Genomic DNA, 24220 nt, shown 5'->3' with positions numbered 1-24220 from the left:
TGAGCATACGGCTAATGTTCTGGCAGTGCCCCGTGGGGCGGTAACGGTCTAGAAACGCAGGGTAAATGCGGCGTTTCCCAGCCAGTCCAAGCCAGGAAAACACGATGAATGCTCCCCCCTTCAAGCCCCGCTCACTGACGGAACAGGTCACCTCTATGCTGCGCAGCTGGATCATCGGCGGGCGGTTGGCGCAGGGCAGCCACATGTCCGAGGTCCGTCTGGCGCAGCAGCTCAACGTCAGCCGCACCCCGATCCGCGAGGCGATCAACCGGCTGGAGGCCGAGGGGCTGGTCGAGGTGGTGCCGCAGCGCGGCACCTTCGTCTTCCAGCTGGAGGATCAGGACCTTGCGCAGATCAGCGCGGTGCGGGTGGCGCTGGAGGGGGCGGCCCTTGCCACGGCGATGCAGCAGGATGCGGCGCGTCTGGGGCGGCGGCTGCAGGACTGCGTGCTGCGCATGGAGGCGGCACTGGAACTGGGCGATGATTTCGAATACCGCGCCGTCGACACCGAATTCCATCAGGAAATCATCGACGCCGCCGGCAACAGCTACCTGGCCGACAGCTACCGGGCGATTGCGCCGAAAATGGCGGTGCTGCGGCATCAGAACGAACGCATCGCGGCGCGCACGGCGCTGACGCTGCGCGAGCACCGGATCCTGGTCGCGGCGGTGCTGGCGGGGGACGGGGCGCGGGCGACGGCGCTGCTGTCCGATCACATCTGCCATGGCGGCACCCTGGGCGCGCCGGGCCCGGTCGCGCCCGCAGCGCGGCCCAGCCGCGAACCCGTGGCGGCCTGGCAGTAGGGGCGGCTCCGGTTCCGCGTTTCAGGCCACCCGCAGCGGCTTGCGCGGCACGATGTTCTTCAGGTAGGCGCGGGCCAGATCCTCTCGGCGCGGCGTGATCCGGATCGAGAGCATGGATTCCAGCGTGAAATAGGCCCTCAGGAAGCGGAACAGCAGGTAGGGCCCCATGGCGCGGATCGCGCCGGGGCGGCCATTGGCGCAGGCGGCGAAGATCGCCATCAGCGCCGGCGCCCCGATCAGCAGCGCGAGGATTGCCGACCACAGCACCGGGCGAACCGGGTTGAACTGGCCGAAATGCTCGATCAGGCCGAACAGGAACAGCGGCAGCAGCATGGTGCGGCGTCCCGAGTTCACCAGCATGAAGGGCAGCAGCAGCTTGCCGCGCAGCGTCGGCCAGGGCGAATAGATCAGGTCCCGGCAGCGTGCGCTGATGTGGTAGACTGAGCGGAACCAGCGGATGCGCTGCTCGCGCATGTGGCGGTAGGTGGTCGGCACCTCGGAAATGTAGCGGATGTTGGGATCGACCACCGAGAGATAGCCCATCTCTCCGATGCGCAGGGAAATGTCGGTATCCTCTCCGTTCATGCCCTCGACGAAGCCGCCCAGCTCGCGCGGGTGGGCGGTGCGGTAGCACACGAACATGCCCGGGATGCCGACCACGCAGTTGATGGCGGTGAAGCCCACCGAATAGAAGCCGTGCTTGACCATGACCTCCAGCAGGCGGGCGCTGTCGAAGGGGCCGCCGCCGGGGGGCATCGGCATCCCGCCGACGCAGCCCACGCCGGGATCGCGGAAATACTGCATCGCCCGGGCCAGGTTGTCGCGGCCCAGCTGGGTATCGGCATCGACGCGGATCAGGAACTCGGTCTGCACGGCGGCAAGGCCCGCGTTCAGCGCGTGGGATTTGCCGGGGGTGGGGATGTGCAGCACCTCGCCGGTGGCGGCACGGCAGGCGGCCAGCGCGTCGCGGGCGATCTGGCCGGTCCGGTCCGAGGAGTTGTTGTCGAGGATCAGCACATGCACCGGCCCGGCATAGTTCGAGGCGGCGACATCGATCGCCTCGATGGTGCGGGCGATGATGTATTCCTCGTTGTAGGCGGGCACGATGATGCTGAGCGGCGGGGTGAAGGGATCGCGGATGCGGCGGCGCTGCACGCGCCAGTCGTCCCAGCGGCCCAGCAGGTAGATCTGCACGAAGAACAGCGGCAGGAACAGGAAGACCCCGGGCCCGATCCCCCCCAGCAGCGACACCGCGCGCAGCCAGTGCACCAGCGGCAGATCCAGCGCGGCGACCCAGCAGGCGCCGGCGGCAGCCAGGGCCAGGGTGACAATCAGCCGGACCAGCGCCGGCCCGGTGCGCCCGGGCCGGTAGACCATCTGGATGCGCGAGGGCATCTGGCCGCGTTCCAGCAGCTTGAAGGCGAAGAGGGCGAAGCCGAAGATGCCGCTGGCGATCTCGGTCAGGGCCATCGGGTAGCGGATGCCTCCGAAGGTGGCGATCACGCCATTGGCCAGATCGAGGACCGCACAGAGCAGCGCATAGGTGACCAGCAGGTCGACGAGGAACATCAGCCGTCCCAGAAAAGAGGCCGTGGCAAAGAGCGAGAAGGCCAGGAAGAAGGCCAGGACGAAGATCCGCACCGCGATGGAATGGCTGCCCGCATAGTCGGTCAGCAGGAAGTCATGGCCGGTGAAGACCCGGTCCATCCCGGGCAGGCCGCGCAGCCACAGCAGGCCCCAGGCGATCAGAACGAAGCTGACCAGGGTGGCGGGCGCCTTCCATTGCGGCACCGCGACGGCAAAGCGGCGCGGGTTGCTGTCGACGGAGTCGAAGATGATCTCGCTGCGCTTGTCGGTCTCGGTCATTGCCATGGCGTCACCTCAGCGGATCGGCACGGCGGCGGGCTGCGGTGCGGCGGGATCCTGCGGCACGGTGGCGGGGCGGGGCGGCACCGGCAGCGACAGCAGCACCGCCGCCGGCCAGATCAGCCCGCCGTAGCGGCTTTCGGCCTGTGCCAGCGGCAGGGCGCGCGGCAGCTGGGTGTCGGGATCTGACCAGATCACCCAGTGGTCCCAGCCGGGCCGGGTCAGCGCCGCGGCATCCGCCACCAGGGCGCCGGACACGGCGACGGCAAGGGGGTGGGCGCTGTCGTCTCCGGCGGTGATGGCGGTGCCGGCGGGGGCCAGGGTGGCGATCAGCGGCGCGATCCGGGCGGCCTCGGGGCCGGTCAGTTCGGTGCCGAGCGTCACGCCCAGATGCCCGTCCCGAGCGATGCGGCGGCGCAGCGCGCCCAGCGGATCGGCCAGAGGGCTGGGCCCGCCGGTGACGGTGGTGCCGGGCTGAAGCTCGGCCAGCAGCTGCGGGCCGTTGTTGCAGATCCCGGTGATGTCGTAATCCGAGGTCGCGGTGATCTCGATCGTGGCGGGCTGGTTGGCGGGCAGGGCGGGCAGGGCGATTTCGGGGGTGTAGGTCCCGATGTCGCCGGGCAGCTTGGCCGCGCTGACCAGGTTGCCGTTCGCGGTGACCGAGACGGTCCAGTCGGTATCGCGCGGCAGCGGGCCGAGCGCCATCTTCAGATGCAGGGTCCGGGGCACCTCGCCCTCGGGCAGCTGGCCGGGATCGAAGCGCGCGCGCCAAGTGGTGTCGCGGTAGAAATGCCGGGTGCCGCCATTGCCGCCCAGGGTCGAGAGGTCGACGGGCCAGTTATAGCTGAGGACCTCGGCCTCGCTGCGGGTGCGCAGGGCGGTGGGCAGCGGGCGGAGCGCCTGCAGCGCGGCCAGGTCTTCGGTGGTCAGGGCGTCGGCCCCGGGGGCGGTCCGGAAGGCCAGGGCATAGTGCTGGCGGATCAGCGCGGCGCCCAGGGCCAGACGCTGCTGGCGGGTGTCCCGGTCCAGCGTCTCGGGCCAGCCGATGCGCACCGTATCGCCCCAGGCGATGACCCGGTCGCGCAGGCTTGAGACCGGCTTGTCCAGTTCCAGGTGCAGCGCGCTGGAGGGCTCGATCTCGACCACGGCGCCAATGCCGTCCTCGGAGCAGGGGGCGTTGGTGCCATGGCCCTGCAGGCTGAAGGAGACCGGCAGCACGCCGCCCGAAAGCTCCTCGGCGGTCAGCGGGATCTCGATCCGGCGGGTCAGGTGGCCGGCGCCCAGCAGCAGCTCGGCGCGGCGGGTGCCGTTGAGGGTGACGCGCAATACCGCCTCGATCCCGGGCAGGGTCTGGGATGTGGTGTCGATCACCAGCGTGCCGCCGGTGGGGCGGGCATCGAAGGGCAGCACGAAGGCCGCCCCCTGGTAGGCGGGCACGCCCGACAGGATCATCGGCGCCTCGGGGTCGGCGCGCAGGGTCAGGGTGGTCTGGTCCTTGGGGTGCGACTGCACCGGCGTCACCTGTTCGAAGCGCAGCGGCGGGTTGCTCACCAGGTCGCGGGCCTTCACCAGGATGTCGTCGGCGCGCAGGTAGGACAGCGCCACGGCCGCGCCGGCCAGCAGGAAGGCCAGAAGGGCCAGGCCAAACAGTCGCATGAATTCGTACCTAAATGTCTTGGGCCGCACCGAAGCACCCGCGCCCCGAAGGGCACGGGCGGTCAGGCGGTTCGTCTAGCTTTGATCGGGGGTTACTTTCCCACGGCGAACAGCGGGACCTCGTTCGAGACGACGCCGGGGTGCTGGCTCTGGGTCCAGGTCGAGACGCAGGGGATCATGTCCTTGCGGCAGCGGTGGGCGTATTTGCGCGAGATTTCCAGCGTTTCGTCCAGCAGGCCGTTCTTCAGCGTGATCGGATCGAGGCCGAGCGACAGGAAGGTCTTGTTGGACACGCGAAGCTCGTTCTCGGGGGCTTCGTTGCGCGGGTTCTCGACCATCGCGACCCGGGCGCCGGTGACGGCGCTGACCAGCCGGGCCAGGTCGCGGACGCGGTGGGTTTCGGTCATCTGGTTGATGATCTTCACCCGGTCGCCTTCCTCGGGCGGGTTGGCCACGGCCAGCGCCACGCAGCGCACGGTGTCCTGGATGTTGATGAAGGCGCGGGTCTGGCCGCCGAAGCCGTGCACCGTCAGCGGGTGGCCGATGGCGGCCTGCATCAGGAAGCGGTTCAGCACGGTGCCGTAGTCGCCGTCATAGTCGAAGCGGTTGATCAGCCGCTCGTCCATCCGGGTTTCCTCGGTCTGGGTGCCCCAGACGATGCCCTGGTGCAGGTCGGTGATCCGCAGCCGGTCATTCTTGGCGTAGAACTGGAACAGAAGCTGATCCATCGACTTGGTCATGTGGTAGACCGAGCCGGGGTTGGTCGGATAGAGGATCTCGCGCTGGAAGATCTGCTTGTTGTCGCCGGGCACGTAGACGTTCAGGTAGCCTTCGGGGATCTCCAGCCCGTCGCCGTCGTAGCCGTAGACGCCCATGGTGCCCAGGTGGACGATATGGGTGTGCAGGCCCAGTTCGGTCACGGCGGCCAGCAGGTTGTGCGTGGTGCCGATGTTGTTGTTGACCGTGTAGACCTTCTCTTCGGCGCCCTTCATCGAATAGGGGGCGGCGCGCTGTTCGGCGAAATGGATGATGGTATCGGGCCGGACCGTGGCAAGGGTCTGGCGCAGGGCCGCGAAATCTGCGGCATCGGTGTTGTAAAAGGCAATGTCCCGGCCGGTCAGGTCGGACCAGGCAGCGATCCGGGTCTCGATGGACGCGATCGGGGTCAGGCTGTCGGATCCCAGCTGCGCGTCGATGCGGCGGCGGGAAAGATTGTCCAGAATAGCGACATCGTGGCCGAGCGCGGACAGGTGAAGGGAAGTGGGCCAGCCGCAGAAGCCGTCGCCGCCCAGAACAAGAATGCGAGCCATTTTGTTTCCTTTGCGGATTATAGGCGTGTTTTGAATAGTCCCGGGTTCCATTGATTAAGGTAAATGGCATCCGCCCAGCAATATTACTTCGGGCAGAGCGGGGTGTTCTTTGGAAAGATGTCCTATCCGAAGGGGTAGGCGAATCGCGCGATCGGGTAGAAACGGGACGGTTCCGGGGATTGTCGGCGGATATAGAAATCGCGCTCAGATGCCAAGTTTTATTGGCTCTGTTGGTCCTACACACCCGGACAAACAAGGGGCGAATCAGTCCGTCAGTGACCGATTTCCGTCGTGGTGGCGCCGCTGGCGGCCACCCGTGCCGCCACTTTGTCGAGATCCCGGCGACTGTCCAGTTGAAAACCGTATCGTATCGTTAATGGGGCGGGTCGGAAAAACCCGCGTTAGCGCTAATGGATGAGGGTTCCATTAATTCCGTGGGGATGCATCTATTTAAAATGATATCCGACTAATGGTAATTGGAGCGCCGCCCGCTCCTGGCAGGGGACGGCAGGGGGCGCGACACGCTGCGGCTTTTCCCTCTGCCGGGGCTGGCCTATACTCGGGCCAGTTCGACCGGAGACCCCGATGACCTTTCTCAAACAGGATTGGCTGGCGCGTTTCGACGGCCTCGCGGATCTGCCCGAGGACCTGCGCGAGGAACTCGTGAAGGGCAGTCGCCTGGTGCATTATGCCGCCGGAGAGCAGATCTTTCAGCCCGGCGACAGCGGTGACAACCTGCTGATGCTGGTGCAGGGCACCGTGCGGGTGCAGCAGAAGTCGGAAACCGGGCGCGAGGTCTCGCTCTACCGGGTTCATGCCGGCGACAGCTGCGTGATGACCACCGCCTGCATGTTGGCCTACGAGGATTACTCTGCCGATGGCGTCGCCGAGACCGACGTCGAGGCGCTGGCGATCTCGCGCGTGACCTTCGACAGCCTTGTGGCGCGCTCTCCGCTGTTCCGGCAAATGGTGTTCCGTGCCTTCTCGCGCCGGATCACCGATCTGCTGACGCTGATCGATGACATCGTGTTCCAGCGCCTTGACGTGCGGCTGGCCGCCCGCCTGCTGGAGCTGGCCGGGACCGACGACACGGTTCATGCCACCCATCAGGTGCTGGCCAACGAACTGGGCACCGCGCGCGAGGTGATCTCGCGCACGCTGGCGGATTTCCAGCGCCGCGGCTGGGTCGAGCAATCCCGCGGCGCCGTGAAGATCACCGGGCGCGCCGGGCTCGAACGCATGGCGCGCTCGGCAGGCTGACCGGATTTCGGGGCGCGGGCGGATTTCGGGCCGGCATTCGATTTTCTGCATCTTTTTCTTGGTTCGGTGATCTAGTCACCGTCACAATGGCAGGTGACGTGCGACACAGCGTTTCATGAAACACACCGGGCCGGGGCCCCGCGCCCCGGCGGATGGAAGGACAGGACATGGAAACCGCATTCACCCCCCTGGCCTCGTTGGGAGGCGGCCTGCTGATCGGCACGGCCGCGGTCCTGCTGATGGCCGTGCACGGGCGCATCTTCGGTGCCACCGGCATCCTCTCGGGCCTGCTGAGCACGCGGATCACCCAGGACTGGGGCATCCGCGCCAGCCTGCTGATCGGCATGATGGCCGCACCCCTGGCGCTGCTGCTGCTGACCGGCAAGGGCCCGGTCGTGCAGATCCCGATCGGCAACCTTGCCATCGTGCTGGGCGGGGTGCTGGTGGGCATCGGCGTGTCCTACGGCGGCGGCTGCACCTCGGGGCACGGGGTCTGCGGCAATGCCCGCTTCTCGCGCCGCTCGATGATCGCCACGCTGGTCTTCATGGCCGGCGCCTTCCTCTCTGTCTTCATCACCCGCCACGTGCTGGGAGGCTTCTGATGCGCTACCTTACCGCTCTTCTCATCGGGCTGGTCTTCGGGACCGGCATTGCGATCTCGGGGATGATCAACCCGGCCAAGGTACTGAACTTCTTCGATATCGCCGGCACATGGGACCCCAGTCTGGCCTTCGTCATGGGCGGCGCGCTGCTGGTGGCGATCCCCGGCTACCGGCTGGTCTTCCGCCGCCAGCGCCCGCTGTTCGAAACCGGCTTCCAGCTGCCGGGCACCACCCTGATCGACACCCGCCTGGTGCTGGGGTCGCTGACCTTCGGCATTGGCTGGGGCATCGCGGGCTTCTGCCCGGGCGGCGCCCTGCCGGCCCTCGGAACGGGCATCCCCCAGGTCTTCCTCTTCGTCGGCGCGCTGATTGCCGGGTTGCTCATTGCGCGGGGGGTGAAGATGGTCCAGTCCCAACGCCAGGCAGCGCACGCTTCCTGAACCCACCTTACCGACCGGAGTCCCTGCCATGACCGAGCATTCAAACGCCCCCGTCCATCCGGATGTCACCGGCTTCTTCGATGCGGCCACCAACACGATCTCCTATGTGGTGAAGGACCCGGCTTCGCAGGCCTGCGCGATCATCGATTCCGTCATGGACATCGACTATGCCGCCGGGCGGATCACCTATGACCATGCCGACACGATGATCGCCTTCGTCGAGGAACACGGCCTGACCCTGGAATGGCTGATCGAGACCCATGTCCATGCCGATCACCTTTCGGCGGCGCCCTACATCCAGAAGAAGCTGGGCGGCAAGCTGGGTATCGGATCCAAGATCACCGTGGTGCAGGACACCTTCGGCAAGGTCTTCAACGAGGGGACGGAGTTCCAGCGTGACGGCAGCCAGTTCGACCGGCTGTTCGAGGATGGCGATACCTACACCATCGGCACCATGACCGCCCGGGTGATCCACACCCCCGGCCACACGCCCGCCTGCATGGTGCACGTGATCGGAGACGCGGCCTTCGTCGGCGACACGCTGTTCATGCCCGATGGCGGATCGGCCCGCGCCGATTTCCCCGGCGGCGATGCGGCGACGCTGTACGACTCGATCCAGAAGGTGCTGGCGCTGCCCGGAGAGACCCGTCTTTTCATGTGCCACGACTACGGCCCCAACGGCCGCGACATCCGCTGGGAAACCACCGTGGCCGAGGAAAAGGCCCACAACATCCATGTCGGCGAAGGCAAGACCAAGGAAGACTTCGTCAAGTTCCGCACCGAGCGGGACGCCACCCTGGCGATGCCCAAGCTGATCATCCCCTCGCTGCAGATCAACATGCGCGGCGGAGAGCTGCCGCCGGCGGATGAAGACGGCAAGCGCTTCCTCAAGGTGCCGCTGAACGGGCTCTGAGCCGTTCGATCCAGAGAAACGTCCCGTGGCCCACCCCTGCGGACCACGTGCCCCGCCCGCGGGAGGTGCTGCCTCTCGCCCTGAAAGGATCTTCCGATGGCCGCCCGCGTCCTCTCCCGCTACCTGCCCATCCTGAAATGGGGCCGTGCCTATGACCGGCCCACGCTGTCCAACGACCTGATGGCGGCGCTGATCGTGACGATCATGCTGATCCCGCAGTCGCTGGCCTATGCGCTGCTGGCCGGTCTGCCACCCGAGGCCGGGATCTACGCCTCGATCGTGCCGATCCTGCTTTACACGCTGTTCGGCACCTCGGGGGCGCTGGCGGTGGGGCCGGTGGCGGTCGTGTCGCTGATGACGGCGACGGCGGTGGGGCAGGTGGCCCAGCAGGGCTCCATGGGCTATGCCACTGCCGCGCTGACGCTGGCGCTGCTCTCGGGCGCGATCCTGGTCTTCACCGGGCTGTTCCGGCTGGGCTTTATCGCCAATTTCCTGTCGCATCCGGTGATCGCCGGTTTCATCACCGCCTCGGGGCTGCTGATCGCGGTCAGCCAGCTGAAGTCGATCCTGGGGGTGCAGGCCTCGGGCGACACCATGCCCGAGGTGATCGAGAGCATCTTTGCCCATATCGGCCAGACCCATGTGGTGACGCTGGTGATCGGCGTGCTGGCCACGGCTTTCCTGTTCTGGGTCCGCAAGGGGATGAAGGGGGCGCTGGTCCGGCTGGGGCTGAAGCCCGGGCTGGCGGGGATGCTGGCCAAGACCGGCCCGGTGCTGGCGATCATCGCCTCGACGCTGGCGGTCTGGGCCTTCGACCTTGGTGCCCATGGCGTTGCCATCGTCGGCGACGTGCCCCAGGCGCTGCCGCCGCTGACCCTGCCGGACCTGTCGCCGGCGCTGCTGGGCACGCTGTTCGTGCCGGCGCTGCTGATCTCGATCATCGGTTTCGTGGAGTCCATCTCGGTCGCGCAGACCTTCGCGGCGAAGGAGAACCAGCGCATCGACCCGGACCAGGAGCTGATCGCCCTTGGCGCGGCCAATATCGGCGCGGCCTTCACCGGTGGCTATCCGGTGACCGGGGGCTTTGCCCGCTCGGTGGTGAACTACGATGCCGGGGCGCGCACCCCCGCTGCCGGGGCCTTCACCGCCGTTGGCCTGGCCATTGCCGCCGCCCTGCTGACGCCGCTGGTGCATTACCTGCCCAAGGCGACGCTGGCCGCCACCATCATCGTGGCCGTGCTGGGGCTGGTCGATTTCAGCATCCTGAAAAAGACCTGGGCCTATTCCAAGGCCGATTTCTGGGCCGTTGCCGCGACCATCCTGGTGACGCTGGGCCTGGGGGTCGAGGCGGGCGTGTCCACCGGGGTCGGCATCTCGATCCTGCTGCATCTCTACAAGACCACCAAGCCGCATGTCGCCGAGGTGGGGCTGGTGCCGGGCAGCCAGCATTTCCGCAACATCAACCGCCACGACGTGCTGACCGACCCGGCGCTGCTGTCGCTGCGCGTCGACGAAAGCCTCTATTTCGTCAATGCCCATTTCCTGGAAGACCAGATCGCCGACCGGCTGGCCCGGGGAAGCCGGGTGAAGAACGTGGTTCTGATGTGCTCGGCGGTGAACTCCATCGACTATTCGGCGCTGGAAAGCCTGGAGGCGATCAGCCGGAGGCTGCGCACCGCCGGCATCGGGCTGCACCTCTCGGAGGTGAAGGGGCCGGTGATGGACCGTCTGAAGAGCACGCATTTCCTCGACCAGATGAACGGCAAGGTCTTCCTGTCGCAATATGACGCCTGGACGGCGCTGGCCGCGCCAGAGTGCCGGCAACGCCGCGCTGCGGCAGAGTGATCCGGGGTGCACCGCAAGTTTACCTTTTCAATTCATCAAGATGTTGAAGGCGGGGCGGTCCGGATTATGTCATGGGAGCGCCCCAGCCTGCGGAGGTCCGATGGCACGCATCCTGCTCATGGAAGACGAGGTCGACCAGGCCGTCATGCTGTCGCTGATCATCGAGAAGCGCGGCCATCAGGTCGATATCGCCGCTTCGGCGGATGAGGCCATCGCGAAGGCCGACGCCACCGCCTACGATCTGGTGATCACCGATCTCTTCGTGCAGCAGAAGGGGGTGCAGGTGGGCAGTGGCGGGCTGCGGCTGATCGGTTTCCTGCGCAACGGCACGCGCACCGGCCCCGTCGCGACCGAGCGCAGCGTGCCGATCATCGCCATGTCCGGTGTGCTGGGCGGCCCCTCGGAGGGGCATTTCCTGAAAATTGCAGAGACCACCGGCGCCAATATCCGGCTGGAAAAGCCGGTGCCGCCGCAAAAGCTCCATGCCGCCATCGATGACCTGCTGAAGGGCTGACGCGCCGGGCTGTCGGGCCCGGCGCTGAGGCGCGGCTCAGTCCTGCGCGTCGGCCCTGCGCTGCGCCGCCAGGTCCAGCGCCGTGCGGATCGCGGTCTCCAGGTCCTCCGGAGAGCAGGGCTTGAGCAGGATCGGCGCCTGCACCACCATCCGCGCGGCCAGATCCGGGCCGGTGTTACCGGTCTGGTAGAGGATCGGCACGCCGGGCCGCATCCGGGCGACATGCTCGGCCAGGCGGAAGCCGTCGATGGGGCCGGGCATCACGATATCGGTCACCAGCAGGTCGAACTCCACTCCGGCGCGCAGCTGGCTGAGGGCGCTGGCCCCATCATCGGCGACCCGCACCAGGTAGCCGCTGTTCTCCAGCGAAATCCGCATCAGGTCGCGCAGCGTCGCCTCGTCCTCGACCAGCAGGACGCGGTTGCCCTTGTGGGACGGGCTGCTGTCCTCGGGGGGGAAGGCCTCTTCGGGCGGGGTGTCCTCGGCGGGGCGGATCTTGCCGCCCTGGGGCAGCAGCATGTGGACGGCCGTCCCGGCCCCGGGGCGCGAGGTGATCTTCATGTCGCCGCCGGTGCTCTGGACATAGCCGTAGGTGATCGCCAGTCCCAGGCCAGAGCCCGCGTGGTCGGCCTTGGAGGTGTAGAAGGGTTCGAAGGCGCGGCGCCGGATGTTCGCGGACATGCCGGGGCCGTCGTCCTCCACGATCAGCTCCACCAGGCCCTTCACCGGGGATTTCGCCGCCGAAGGTGTCATCGCCATGCCAAGCGCCGGGCGCGTGGTGTCGCGATCGGTACGCATGAAGGCCTGCAACCCGGGGCTCTTGCGGGCGGTCAGGGTGATCCGGCCCCCCTTGCCGCTGCGCTGGATCGCCTCGTTGGCGTTCTGCAACAGGCTGAACAGCGCCTCCTCCATCTGGGTCTGGTCGCAGAACAGGGTCAGACCGGCGGGGTCCTCGGCCAGGTGCAGGGTGACCCCGCTGGCCAGGTCGGGGGCCAGGCGGGCCTCCGCGGCAGAGAAGAGCGCCTGCACCGACAGGCTCCGGGCCTGGCCGGGCTGGGGCCGGGCAAAGGCCAGCAGCCGACCGGTCAGCGCCTGGCCGCGCAGGATCGCCCGCCGCCCGCTTTCCAGGAAGCGTGCGGAGGTGTCGGGGATCTTGTCGTCCAGCGCCAGCTCTACGGCGTAGTAGATCGTGGCCAGCAGGTTGTTGACGTCATGGGCGATCCCGGCGGTCAGCTGGCTGAGGGCATTGATGCGGTCCTTCAGCTCTCCGGCCTCGCGCAGACGGTCGCGACGGGCCTTGCCGGTGCCGATCAGGATCAGGATCACCACCGCGGCAATGGTCAGCAGCAGCAGCGTCAGCCCCAGGATCTGCAGCCGCGCGATCAGCCGGTCCCGGCGCAGCCAGTCGTCCAGTGCCGCCTGGGCCTGGTCGTGGATCGCATCCAGGTCCCGGCGTGCCGGCGCATCATCCACCCGCACCAGGGCGTCGACCTCGGGGATGCTGGCGCCGCCGGCGGCGGCAGTGCGGGCCACGTCGATATTCCTGCGGTACTGTTCCAGCGTGTTTTCCAGTGCCGAGATGTCCAGCGGCCGGTCCAGCGCCTCGACCAGCCTGTCGATGGTGCGCAGCTCGACCATCGCGGATTCGTAATCCTCGATCGCGAGGTCGTAGTAGCGCGGCTCCGCCGGGCGCAGGATGGCATTCTTGAAATTGTGGATGAAGCCCGAGTAGCCGATGTTGCGTTCCAGCTGCTGCAGGGCGGTGGGCAGCTGGTTGGCGGCGATCTGCGCCTCCGAGAAGCGGTTGCTGACAAGGAAGTTCAGCGCCGGGATCGTCAGAATGCACAGCACCGCCGCTGCGATCAGCAGGGGCTGCATGAAACGGCTGTTCAGGACCTGTGCGATGGTGTCCCTGTACCCTCCGGGCGACGCCGAGAACTGCTTGCGCATGTATGATCGTATGCCTGTCTCTCTATCCGGTTGCGAACCGGTCGGACCCCTCTACTGAGAGGCTATCTTTGGAAATCGGCGTTGCAAATCATTTAATGGCTTCCGTAGGGGGCTCGGCAAAGCTTTGCGAAGCAGCTGATTTTTTTATCACATTTCGTACGGTTTGGAGGCGGCCCTGCGGCGACGGGCCTGTAGCCGGGCCAGCAGGCCGGGCAGACGGCGGGTGCTGCGCAACGCCAGCGACAGGTCGTGCTTGATCACCACGACCGAGGGGACCACCAGCAGCACCAGCACGAAGCCCAGCCCCAGCCCGTAGCACAGCGTCACCACCATGGGCTTGAGGAATTCCGCCTGGCTGGAGCGTTCGGTCAGCAGCGGTGCCAGGCCCAGCACCGTGGTCAGGGTGGTCAGCAGCACCGGGCGCAGTCGCTGCGAGGTGGCCTCGATCACCGCCGGGATGGTGGCGCGGCTGGGCAGCTTCTCGTCGATGGCCGAGACCAGCACGATGGAATCGTTCACGATGATGCCGCTCATGCCGATCATGCCGACGACCGAGAAGATCGACAGTGGCATGTTCCACAGCGCATGGCCCCAGACCACGCCGATCAGGCCGAAGGGCACAACGGCCAGGATCACCAGCGGCTGGCCCCAGCGGCCCAGCACCAGGGCCAGCGTCATGTAGATGCCGATCAGGCAGATCAGGTAGCCCTTCATGGCGTCGCTCAGGAAGGCGCGCTCCTGTTCGGCCTGGCCGCCCAGGGCGTAGTCCACGCCATAGGTCTGCGCGATGCCGGGCAGGATCCCGCTGTTCAGCCGGTCGCGCACCGCCTCGGCCCGGGCGGCGTCGCTGTCGTCCAGGTCGCCGGTCACATGCAGCAGGTTGCGGCCGTTCTCGCGGCGCAGGCTGCCCAGGGCGGGGCGGGGCGCGACATCGACGATTTCGCCCAGGCGCACCCATTCGCCGGTGACCTGCGACTGCAGGCGGATCTCGTCAAGATAGCCGGCGCTGATCGCGCCCTCTGGCAGCTCGACGTCGATCTCGGCCTCGCGGCTGCCATCAAGGTAGGTCAGCGCCGTCAGCCCCGAGAGCCGGGCCGACAATTCGGTGGCCAGCGCGCCCACCTGAAACCCCAGTGCCCGGCCATAGGCGTTCAGGCTCAGCGCATGGTCGATGGTGCCGCGGCTCATGTCGTCCTGGACGCCGCTGACCTCGGGGATCCCGGCCAGCTGCTCCTGGAGGGCCAGGGAGGCCGCCTTCAGCTTCTCCAGGTCGTCGCCGGCGAAGATCACGCTCAGCCCGTCGCTGGCCGGTCCGTAGCGCCCGGCCCGGAACGAGAAGGTTTCCAGCGTGTCGGGCTTGCGCAGCTCGGCCTCCAGCGCCTGCACGAAGGCATCGCTGCCGTAAGGCCGCTGGTCCGGAGGGATCAGCCCGATGCTGATGGCGGCCAGCAGGTCGGTGTCCTTGTCGTCTTCGATCGCCAGGCCGCGACCGGCGGTGCCGCCGATCTGGCTGATCTCGTATTGCACGGGATCGGCGCCGTAGTCGGCGGTGAAACGGCTGCGCACGGCCCGGGTAGCGCGGTCCACCTCCTTCAGCATGGCCAGGGTGTCGTCGCGGGTGGCGCCGTCCAGCATGGCGATATTGGCGGTGATCGTGTCGCTGCGCGGGGACTGGAAGAAGCGCCACTGCACCTCGCGGGTCTGGATCATCAGTACCGCCTGGAGGGTGGCGGCCACGGCCAGCAGCAGCACCGCGTAACGCAGCCGGATCACCCATCGCAGCGCCGGCTCGAAGATCGCGGCGCGCATCCGGTCGAAGCCGCGGGTGACGGCGCGGGCCGGCGCGCCGAGCGGGCCATCGTCCAGCCGCCCCAGCCCGCGGGCCATGTGATGGGGCAGCACCAGGAAGCATTCCGCCAGAGAGGCCACCAGCACGGCGGCCACCACCAGCGGGATCGTCGCGATGAAGCTGCCGAAATGGCCGCCCACCCAGTGCAGCGACAGGAAGGCCACCACGGTCGTCACGGTCGAGGCCAGCACCGGCCCCAGCATCCGGATCGCCGCCCGTTCGGCGGCGCGGGGGCGGCGTTCGCCAAGGCTGCGGTGGCGGTACTCGGCATGTTCGGCGACCACGATGGCATCGTCGACGATGATCCCAAGGCACAGGATCAGCGCGAAGAGCGAGATCATGTTGAGCGACTGCCCGGTCAGCCACATCAGCCCGATGCCCGCGGCCAGCGACACCGGGATGCCGGCGGCGACCCAGAGCGCCGCCGAGGGAGACAGGAACAGGTAGAGCAGCCCCAGCACCAGCAGCAGCCCGAAGATGCCGTTGTCGACCAGGATCGCCAGCCGGTCCGAGATCCGGGCGGCCTTGTTGTCGATCAGGTCGATCCTCAGCCCTGGGGGAGCGCTTTCCAGGAACCGGTCCGAGACCTGCCGCACGGTCTTCTGGATCTTCAGGGCATCGCCGCCGACGCCACGATCCACCGCGATCGTCACGGCGGCGCGGCCCGCCATGAAATAGGCCCGCCCCGAACCGGCGCTGTCCACCGTAACCCGGGCCAGGTCGCTCAGGGCGACGGGGCCGCGGTCGGTCTCGATGCGGATGGCACGGATGCTGTCGGCATCGCGGCGGTCATGCCCGGCGCGCAGCCGGGTGGCGCTGTCCGAGAGCTGCCCGCCCGAGGCTTCGGTGGCCTCGGTCTCGACCTGGTCGGAAAGGTCCGACAGGGTCAGCCCGTATTCCGCCAGCGCCGCCGGGTCCGCGACCACCGCGATGCGCGGCGCGGTCAGCCCGCGCAGGCTGATCCGGGTCACCCCGGCGCGTTGCAGATCGCCCTTCAGCGTCTCGCCCAGCCGCTCCATCTGCGGGCGGTCCAGATCGCCCGACAGCACCACCGTCAGCACGCCGTCCCGCCAGGCCGAGCGCCGGATCACCGGCGTTTCCGCGCCACCCGGCAGGGCCGAGGCCGCAGGCATCGCCGCCTCGACCTCGTTCATCGCGCGGTCAAGGTTCCAGCCCGGCTCGAACTCCAGCGTGATGCGGGCGCGGCCGTCGCGGGCGATGGCGGACAGGTCGCTGACCCCTTCGACCTCCAGCAGGTCGGGGGTGGCGACGGCGATGATCGACTTGTCGACATCCTCCGCCGAGGCATCGTCCCATTTCACCGTGATGGTGATCGCCTCCGACACCACGTCGGGAAAGTACTGCGCGCGGATCTGGGTCGCGGCATAGAGACCGAAGGCCACGATGGCGACCAGCAGCAGGTTGGCGGCGGTGCCGTGGCGGGTGAAGAAGCGCAGCAGCCCCATGGCTCAGTTCCCTGCCGAGAGCTGGTCGATCAGTCCCTGGGGCACCTCGTCGCGGCGCAGCAGCGCCAGCATCCGCGCCTGGGCGCCCTCCGACAGGTCCGAGGCACGGACCTGCGCCGCCAGAGCGGCCCGGCGACTGTCGTCCAGGGGCACCATCGGTCCGTCCGGGGCGCCGCCGGAGCCGGCGCGGGACGCGCCGGGTCCGGCCAGGCCGGTGGCGCGGGTCCCGGGCACCGGGGCCCCGGCATCGGCCTGCCCCCCGGCTTCTGTGGCGGCCTCTGTGGCGGTCTCGGCCGGCACCGGGCGCACGCGCAGCCCGGCGCCCAGCTGCGGGCTGCGCTCGCGCACGTAGGTCAGCGGCGTCTCGGGGGCCGCGACGGCGACATTGTTGCCCAGCCGGCGCAGCACGGTCATCTGGACCTCGCGCAGCCGGTCGTCCTGGCCCAGCACCAGCGCCTTGCCATCGACCGACAGGGCGGTGGCGGGCAGCACGACCACCTGCTCCAGCGCCGGCTCCGCGATCCGCGCGGTGACGAAGCTGCCGGGCAGGGGGCAGGGGCAGCCGGCGGGGTCGAGTTGCGCGATCACGGTGCGGGCGGTGCCGGTGGTGTCATCCTCGGCCAGGGTCACGTGGGACAGCACCGCCGGGTAGCTGCGGGTCCCGCCGGGGCTCTGCAGCGTCACCGCCAGCGGCTGCAGCCCGCCGCCGGGGGCCTGGATGCGGTCGATCTCCTGCGCGGTCAGATCAAGCCGCGCCTGCAGGTGGTCGAGATCCGTGATCACGCCCAGCTCGGCCCCCGAGGACAGCGCCTCGCCCACCACCGGCACCGTGCCGTGAAAGACCCCGGTGATCCCGGCGCGGATGCCCAGATCCCCCAGGGCGCGCCGCGCGCTGGCCAGCTCGGCCCCGGCATCGGAAACCTCCAGCGCGTCCTGGCGGGCGGTATTGGCCAGCTCGGCCAGGATGTTGCGGCTGTCGACCAGGCTCTGCTCGGCGTCGATCACTGCCAGCCGCGCACTGTCGAGGTCGGATTGCACGCCCGATCCCTTGTCCAGCAGTGTCCGGATGCGCCGGGCCTCGGCCTGGCGGATCTCCAGGATCTGCTGCTGCCGGTCCAGGTCAGCGCGGGTCGCCTCGGCCTGGCGGGTGGTCTCCTCCTGGGCCAGCCGGGCGCGGTGCAGCGCCGCCTCTGCCAGCTGCACCGCCGTGCCGGCAGCGGCATCGTCCAGCTGCACCAGCAGCGCTCCGGCGGGGACGCGGGTGCCGTCGGCCAGCCCGTCGCGGACCAGGGCCACGGTGCCCGCGGCGGGGGCCCAGACGCTGGCGCGGGCCTGCGCCGCCAGCCGGCCATAGGCGGCGATCTCGGGGGTGACGCGGGTCGGCGCGGTGGTGGCGACCCTGGCCTCGGGGGCGCTGTAGCCGCCCGTCCCGCGTCCGAGCCCGCCCATGCCCGGCGGCCCGCCGGCACCTTGGCCCGCGCCCTCCGCCCCGGCGGTCACGGCGCGCCACAGCCGCTCTCCCTCGAAGATCGCCAGCCCAGCCGCCATCAGTGTCAGGGTCACGACGATCACGAGTCTCAGCATCACGCGCATGGCAAAAGGGTCCTTCTCGGGCGGCGGGCAGGGCGGTTTTGCGGGCAGGTTTCGCAATGATACGGGATCTTGCCCCGTTTCCGTCGAGAAATTTGTCGGGTTTCCGCCCCGCGACAAACTGACATCCGTGTCAACTTGACAATGACGTCAATGTGAGTCGAGGTGAAGGCGACATGTGGCCGGGCCTGCGGGCAAGGCGGCGTGCGCTGCCCGAAGCCACCCGACCGGAGGCCGGAATGAGGACCTTACTGACCGCAACTGCCCTCTGCGCGCTGGCGCTGGCGGCCCCCTGCGCCGTTCTGGCGGGCGATGCCCTGCCGGTGCAGCTGGTCCCGGTGAAGACGGTGACGCCGCTGCGCGATTTCCGCCTGTCCGGCACGATCGAGGCGCTTGAAAGCTATTCGGCGGGCTTTCGCGATGGCGGCCGCGTGATTTCCGTCTCGGTGGATGTGGGCGACGTGGTCCATGCCGGAGAGGAGATCGCCCGGATCGATCCCAAGCAGGCCGAGGCCAGCCTGCGTTCGGCCCAGGCGGCGCTGCAGGCGGCCGAGGCCTCGCTGGTGCAGGCGCGGCAGGCGCGGGACCGGGCGCAGGGCCTGCTGGAGCGCGGCTCGGGCACCCAGGCGGATCTGGACAGCGCGACCGAAAGCTACCTGACCGCGAAGGGATCGCGGGACCAGGCCCAGGCCCAGCTGGCCGCCGCCCGCCGCACCGAGGAGGATACCGTGCTGCGCGCCGTGGAGGATGCGGTGGTCACCGAACGCTCGGCCGAGCCGGGGCAGGTGGTCAGCGCGGGCACCGCCATCGTCACGCTGGCCGGGGTCTCGGGGCGCGAGGCGGTCTTTCTGGCGCCCGACATGGAGGACCTGGACCAGGCGCTTGGCGCGCGGGTGTCGATCCGGCCCGTGACCGGCGACAGCAGCCAGGCGGTCACCGCCACGGTCTCGGAAATCTCTCCGGTGGTGGCCGACAACGGCACGGTGACCACCAAGGCCCGCATCGACGAGGACAGCGCCCGGACCCTGACCATCGGCGAGGCGGTCGAGGGGATGCTGACCTTCCCGCTGCCGCCCGAGATCACGGTGCCCTGGACGGCGCTGACCTCGACCGCGGAGGGGCCGGCGGTCTGGGTGGTGGGCGCGGACAATACCGTGTCGCTGCGTGCGATCACCATCTCGGCCTTTACCGACGACTCGATCCTGGTGGCCTCCGGGCTGAAGGACGGAGAGGTCGTGGTGGGGCAGGGCGCCCAGGGGCTTTACCCGGGCCGGACCGTAGCCGGACAGGAGGTGCAGCCATGAAGGCGCCGATGACCCTTGCGCTGCTGGCCCTGCTGGCGCTGCCCGCACAGGCGGACACCCGGGCAGAGAGCGGGACAGATACCGGGGCCGCCGCAACGCCCCGCCCGGTGATCTCGGAAATCGTGACGGCGGACCCGACACGCGAACGCGCCTTCCCCGGAGAGGTCGAGGCCGCCCATGAAACCGACCTGGCCTTCCAGACCGTGGGCCGCATCGCGACCCTGCCGGTGCAGGTGGGGGACCGGGTGCAGAAGGGCCAGGTGCTGGCGACGCTGGATCGGGTGACGCTGCAACAGGATGTGGATGCCGCCCAGGCGGCGCTGTCCTCTGCGCAGGCGCAGGCGGATTACGCGCGCACCAGCTGGGAGCGCACGCAATCGCTGAAGGCGCGCAACATCGCCAGCCAGTCCGATCTGGAATCCGCCCGGGCCAGCTACGATTCCGCGGCTGCCAGTGTGACCTCGGCCCAGGCCGACCTGGACAGCGCTCAGGATGCGCTGGACTACGCCACGCTGACCGCGCCCTCGGACGGCATCATCCTGACCCGCCCGGTCGAGGTCGGCACTGTGGTCGCCTCGGGCACCACGGTGCTGACGCTGGCGGATCTGACGGGACGGGAGGCGGTGATTGACGTGCCGGCCGAATTCCTTTCGGTGCTGCCGCCGGATGCGGTTTTCACCCTGCGCCGGCAGGAGGGCGATGCCGAAACCGCCCGCGCCACGTTGCGCCTGGTGGAGCCGGTGGCCGATGACAGGCTGCGCGGCAGGACCCTGCGGTTGCGCATCGCCGAGGGCCCGGGCCTTCCCGCCTTCCGCATCGGATCGCTGGTGCGCGCCACCTATGCCGTCACCGGCGAAGAGGTGATCACCCTGCCCAAAAGCGCCATTGCCGGCACGCCCGATGCCCCCAGCGTCTGGCGCGTCACCCCCGGAAGCCGGGCCGTGCAGGCCGTGACGGTGACGCTGGGCGCCCCGCTGGGCACCCGGGTCGAGATCCGCAGCGGCATCGCGGTGGGCGACGAGGTCGTCACCCGTGGCGCCGGATCGCTGAAAGCAGGCCAGATCGTCGGAGCCCGTGAAGAATGACCAAGTTCAACCTGTCCGACTGGGCGCTCAACCACCGTTCCTTCATCTGGTTCCTGATGCTGATCTCGATGGTGGCGGGGATCTATGCCTACAGCTCCATGGGCCGCGAGGAAGACCCGAGCTTTGCCATCAAGACCATGGTGATCACCGGCACGCTGCCCGGTGCCACGGCGGAAGAGACGGTCACCCAGGTCACCGACCGGATCGAGAAGAAGCTTCAGGAGCTTGATACGCTCGATTACACCCATTCGGTGACCTATCCGGGCCAGGCCGTCGTCTACGTGGAGCTGCGCGACACCACGCCGGGCGACGAGGTGGAGCAGATCTGGCTGCGGGTTCGGCAGATGATGTCGGACATCAAGAGCCAGATGCCGGACGAGTTCCAGGGCTTCGGCTTCAACGACGACTTCGGCGATGTCTACGGCTCCATCTACGCCTTCACCGGCGATGGCTATTCCCCGCGCGAGCTGGAGGAGAAGGTCGACGAAGTCCGCGACGCGGTGCTGCAACTGCCCGCCGCCGGCAAGGTCGAACTGGTCGGCACACAGGACCCGGTGGTGCATATCGAGTTCTCCAATGCCCGCCTCGCCGCGCTTGGCCTCGACAAGCAGACGGTGCTGGACACGCTGGCGGCGCAGAATGCCATCGTGCCCTCGGGGATCATCCACACCGGGGCCGAGCAGATCCTGGTGCGCACCTCCGGCAACTTCAAATCCGCCGACGAGATGGCCTATGCGCCGCTGCGCGCGGGCGACACCTTCTTCACGCTTTCGGACGTGGCGACGGTGACGGCAGGCTACGAGGATCCGCCCTCCGCGCTGTTCCGGGTGGATGGCAAGCAGGGCATCGCCCTGGCCATCGGGATGCGCGACGGCGAGAATATCCTGGATTTCGGCAAGCAGCTTGAGACGCTGATGGACAAGGTGCAGGCCGAGCTTCCCGTGGGGATCGAGATGACCCGCGTCGCCGACCAGCCCCATGTGGTGGACGACAGCGTCAACCACTTCGTGCGGGCCCTGGCCGAGGCGGTGATCATCGTGCTGATCGTCTCTTTCGTGTCGCTGGGGGTGCGCGCGGGCATGGTGGTGACGCTGGCAATCCCGCTGGTGCTGGCGATCACCTTCGTGATCCTGGATGCCATCGGGGTGACGCTGCAACGGGTGTCGCTGGGCGCGCTGATCATCGCGCTCGGCCTGCTGGTCGATGATGCGATGATCGCCATCGAGACGATGATCAGCCGGATGGAGCAGGGCGAGAGCCGCGTGAAGGCCGCCAGCTATGCCTGGACCTCCATCGCCTTCCCGATGCTGACCGGCACGCTGGTCACGGTGGCAGGCTTCATCCCGATCGGGCTGAACAGCTCTCAGGCGGGGGAATACACCCGCTCGCTGTTCTACGTGATCGCGATCTCTCTGGTGCTCAGCTGGATCGTCGCGGTGCTGTTCGCGCCGGTGCTGGGGGCGACCTTCCTGCCGAAAAGCATGAAGAAGCACGACGCCCATGCGCCGGGCCGCCTGCGCCGGGGCTTCCACCGGGCGCTGCGCCTGGCGATGCGCTTCAAATGGGTGACGATCCTGCTGACCGTGCTGGTCTTCGCCGCCTCCGTCGTCGGGCTGGGCCGGGTCGAGCAGCAGTTCTTCCCGACCTCGGACCGCCCCGAGGTGCTGGTCGACGTGACGCTGCGCCAGAACGCCGATTTCGCCGCCACCGACAAGGCGATCACGGATTTCGAGGCCTGGCTCGCCCAGCAGCCCGAAACCACCTACTGGAGCGCCTATGTGGGCCGCGCGGCGCCGCGCTTCATCCTGACGCTGGATGCGCCGACCGCGACGCCCAGCATGGGACAGGTGGTGATCATGACCCCGGGCCTTGCCGCCCGCAACGCCCTGACCGAGAAGATCCGCGCCTATGATGCGCGCACCGCCGGGGTGGAGTTCTTCCCCAAGTTCCTCTCGCTTGGTCCGCCGGTGGGCAAGCCGGTGCAGTACCGGGTGTCGGGGCATGATCCGGAAGTGCTGCGCGACACCGCGCGCAAGCTGGCCGGCGTGCTGGGGCAGGACCCCCGCCTGACCGCGATCAGCCTGGACTGGAACGAACCGGCCCGGGTGGTGCGGGTGCAGCTGGACCAGGCGCGGCTGCGCCAGCTGGGGCTGACCCAGCAGGACGTGGCGAATGTGCTCTACCAGCTCTTCTCGGGGTCCTCGGTCACCGACCTGCGCGACGGCGACAAGCTGGTCGAGGTGCTGGCCCGCGGCGTCGAGGGCGACCGCAGCACGCTGCAAACGCTCGAAAACCTCCAGTTCGGAAATTCCGATGGCGAACCGGTGCCGCTGTCCTCCTTCGCCAAGCTGGAATGGACGACCGAGCAGCCGGTGATCTACCAGCGCGACCGGGTGCCGACGATCACCGTGGAGGGCGCCGTTCTGGGCGATACCCAGCCCGCCACCATCGTCGCGGATCTGGCGCCGAAGGTAGAGGCGTTCCGCGCGGACATGCCGGCGGGCTACAACATCGCCCTGGGCGGTGCGGTGGAATCCAGCGGTGAAAGCCAGGCGCCGATCCTGGCGGTGGTGCCGATCATGCTGCTGATCATGCTGACCCTCGTCATGGTGCAGATGCAAAGCTTCCGGCTGATGATCGTGGTCCTTGCGGTGGCGCCGCTGGGGCTGATCGGGGTGGTGGCGGCTCTGCTGCCATCGGGGGCGCCGCTGGGCTTCGTGGCGATCCTGGGCGTGCTGGCGCTGATCGGCATCCTGATCCGCAACTCGGTCATCCTGTTCCAGGAGGTGAAGGACCTGCTGGCGAAGGGGCGCACCCGCTGGGAGGCGGTCTTTGAGGCCTCCGACAGCCGCGCCCGGCCCATCCTGCTGACCGCCGCAGCGGCAAGCCTTGCGCTGATCCCGATCTCGCGGCAGGTGTTCTGGGGCCCGATGGCCTATGCCATGATGGGCGGGATCATCGCGGGCACGATCATCACGCTCCTGTTCGCGCCGGCGCTTTACTGCGCGGTCTTCGGGGTGCGTCCGCCGAAGGAAGAGCAGGGGTGAGACCGGACCACCGACAGATCACCGCCGCCACCCGCCGGGAAAAGACCCGCGCCCGGCTGGTGGAGGCCGCCGTGCTGGCGATTGCGGCCAAGGGGCCGGAAAACGTGGTGATCGAGGATATCGTGACCGGGGCGGGCCTGTCCCGGGGCACCTTCTACACTTACTACACCCAGCTTGAGGACGCGCTTCAGGACGCCAAGATGACGGTGGTGCGCGAACTGGTGGCGCTGGTGCTGTCGGCCGAGCCGGGCGTGAAGGATCCTGCCGAATCCCTGGCCAGCGACCTGCTGACCTTCGTGGAAACCTTCCGCCGCTATCCCCTTCTGTCGCAGTTCCATGCCCGGATGGGGCGCCAGGGCGGCGGCCCCGGCAGCCTGGTTCACGAGCTGATGCCGGACTACCTGGGCTGGGGCATCCGCACGGGGCGGTTCTGCACCATGCCGATGCACCTGGCGCTGGAATTCATCGAGGCGGGCATGTTCAACGTCATGGTCCACGAGATCGAGGGCCACCCCTCTCATGCCGAAGAGGCCGTGGCGGCGATCCTGCGGGTGCTGGGCCTGCCCGCGCAAGAGGCCGCGCGGCTCTCGCAGTGCAAGGTCGCGCCGCTCAGCGCCGCCGAGGACAGCCTGATCGCCCGCGCCGACCGCATTCGGCGCGCCTCGGCGTAGGGAGACGGAGCGGGGGCCGTAAGACCTGCAAGAACCGCGGTCCCGCGGT

At 68.5% G+C, this 24220-nt stretch carries 17 protein-coding genes; 11 read left to right on the top strand and 6 right to left on the bottom strand.

The features are described 5' to 3' along the window. Positions 1-104 precede the first annotated feature (104 nt). Positions 105-803 carry a GntR family transcriptional regulator gene (locus KM176_RS14025; RefSeq protein ID WP_160893948.1) on the top strand — a complete coding sequence of 233 codons (699 nt, stop codon included), beginning with the start codon at positions 105-107 and terminating at the stop codon, positions 801-803. Positions 804-824: 21 nt separating this feature from the next. On the opposite strand, the gene KM176_RS14020 is transcribed toward KM176_RS14025, so the two are convergent. The 3 genes from KM176_RS14020 to KM176_RS14010 all read right to left on the bottom strand — a co-directional run bounded on the left by KM176_RS14020 (position 825) and on the right by KM176_RS14010 (position 5635). Further along, entirely contained in the window at positions 825-2675 is a 1851-nt protein-coding gene (locus tag KM176_RS14020; protein WP_236045314.1) for a glycosyltransferase, read from the bottom strand. 9 nt (positions 2676-2684) lie between these two features. Next, a complete protein-coding gene (locus KM176_RS14015; protein ID WP_160893950.1) occupies positions 2685-4325 on the bottom strand; it encodes a cellulose biosynthesis cyclic di-GMP-binding regulatory protein BcsB in 1641 nt (546 codons plus the stop codon). Positions 4326-4417: 92 nt separating this feature from the next. After that, positions 4418-5635, bottom strand: a complete 1218-nt coding sequence (locus KM176_RS14010; protein ID WP_160893952.1) for an NAD-dependent epimerase/dehydratase family protein — start codon at positions 5633-5635, stop codon at positions 4418-4420. Between the two features lie 585 nt (positions 5636-6220). On the opposite strand from KM176_RS14010, the gene KM176_RS14005 reads away from it, so the two are divergent. The 6 genes from KM176_RS14005 (at position 6221) to KM176_RS13980 (ending at position 11209) form a co-directional block, all read left to right on the top strand. Further along, complete coding sequence (locus KM176_RS14005) at positions 6221-6895, top strand: Crp/Fnr family transcriptional regulator (protein WP_160893954.1); 675 nt, start codon at positions 6221-6223, stop codon at positions 6893-6895. A 167-nt stretch (positions 6896-7062) separates the two neighbouring features. Further along, entirely contained in the window at positions 7063-7497 is a 435-nt protein-coding gene (locus KM176_RS14000) for a YeeE/YedE family protein (protein WP_160893956.1), read from the top strand. Further along, the gene (locus KM176_RS13995) at positions 7497-7937 is read left to right on the top strand and encodes a DUF6691 family protein (protein WP_160893958.1); all 441 of its coding nucleotides are present in this window, start codon (positions 7497-7499) and stop codon (positions 7935-7937) included. The genes KM176_RS14000 and KM176_RS13995 overlap by 1 nt, the downstream gene beginning before the upstream one ends. Before the next feature lie 28 nt (positions 7938-7965). Then, positions 7966-8850 (top strand): MBL fold metallo-hydrolase, encoded by an 885-nt coding sequence (locus KM176_RS13990; RefSeq protein ID WP_160893960.1) that lies wholly within the window; start codon positions 7966-7968, stop codon positions 8848-8850. A gap of 96 nt (positions 8851-8946) precedes the next feature. Continuing rightward, positions 8947-10695 carry a SulP family inorganic anion transporter gene (locus KM176_RS13985; RefSeq protein ID WP_160893962.1) on the top strand — a complete coding sequence of 583 codons (1749 nt, stop codon included), beginning with the start codon at positions 8947-8949 and terminating at the stop codon, positions 10693-10695. A gap of 100 nt (positions 10696-10795) precedes the next feature. Next, a complete protein-coding gene (locus KM176_RS13980) occupies positions 10796-11209 on the top strand; it encodes a response regulator (protein WP_160893964.1) in 414 nt (137 codons plus the stop codon). A gap of 36 nt (positions 11210-11245) precedes the next feature. Here KM176_RS13980 and KM176_RS13975 read toward each other — a convergent pair whose 3' ends face one another. The 3 genes from KM176_RS13975 to KM176_RS13965 form a co-directional block, all read right to left on the bottom strand. After that, positions 11246-13159 carry a response regulator gene (locus KM176_RS13975; RefSeq protein ID WP_215558788.1) on the bottom strand — a complete coding sequence of 638 codons (1914 nt, stop codon included), beginning with the start codon at positions 13157-13159 and terminating at the stop codon, positions 11246-11248. A 147-nt stretch (positions 13160-13306) separates the two neighbouring features. Continuing rightward, positions 13307-16474, bottom strand: a complete 3168-nt coding sequence (locus KM176_RS13970) for an efflux RND transporter permease subunit (RefSeq protein WP_160893969.1) — start codon at positions 16472-16474, stop codon at positions 13307-13309. Between the two features lie 3 nt (positions 16475-16477). Then, a complete protein-coding gene (locus tag KM176_RS13965; RefSeq protein WP_236045321.1) occupies positions 16478-18058 on the bottom strand; it encodes an efflux RND transporter periplasmic adaptor subunit in 1581 nt (526 codons plus the stop codon). A gap of 245 nt (positions 18059-18303) precedes the next feature. On the opposite strand from KM176_RS13965, the gene KM176_RS13960 reads away from it, so the two are divergent. From KM176_RS13960 to KM176_RS13945, 4 genes are read left to right on the top strand one after another with little or no spacing between them, the layout of a single operon-like run. Continuing rightward, positions 18304-19368, top strand: coding sequence for an efflux RND transporter periplasmic adaptor subunit (locus tag KM176_RS13960; protein WP_160893972.1), 1065 nt, complete (start codon positions 18304-18306; stop codon positions 19366-19368). After that, positions 19365-20453 (top strand): efflux RND transporter periplasmic adaptor subunit, encoded by a 1089-nt coding sequence (locus KM176_RS13955; protein ID WP_160893974.1) that lies wholly within the window; start codon positions 19365-19367, stop codon positions 20451-20453. Before KM176_RS13960 ends, KM176_RS13955 begins: the two co-directional genes overlap by 4 nt. Next, complete coding sequence (locus KM176_RS13950; protein ID WP_160893976.1) at positions 20450-23500, top strand: efflux RND transporter permease subunit; 3051 nt, start codon at positions 20450-20452, stop codon at positions 23498-23500. The genes KM176_RS13955 and KM176_RS13950 overlap by 4 nt, the downstream gene beginning before the upstream one ends. Beyond that, positions 23497-24171, top strand: coding sequence for a TetR/AcrR family transcriptional regulator (locus KM176_RS13945; RefSeq protein WP_160893978.1), 675 nt, complete (start codon positions 23497-23499; stop codon positions 24169-24171). Before KM176_RS13950 ends, KM176_RS13945 begins: the two co-directional genes overlap by 4 nt. Positions 24172-24220 lie beyond the last annotated feature (49 nt).

Origin of the sequence: Pseudooceanicola endophyticus (assembly GCF_018760365.1) — a bacterium.
GTDB lineage: Bacteria > Pseudomonadota > Alphaproteobacteria > Rhodobacterales > Rhodobacteraceae > Pseudooceanicola > Pseudooceanicola endophyticus.
The sequence above is the reverse complement of the archived record's forward strand: the minus strand, read 5'-3'. Positions and strand labels throughout refer to the sequence as shown.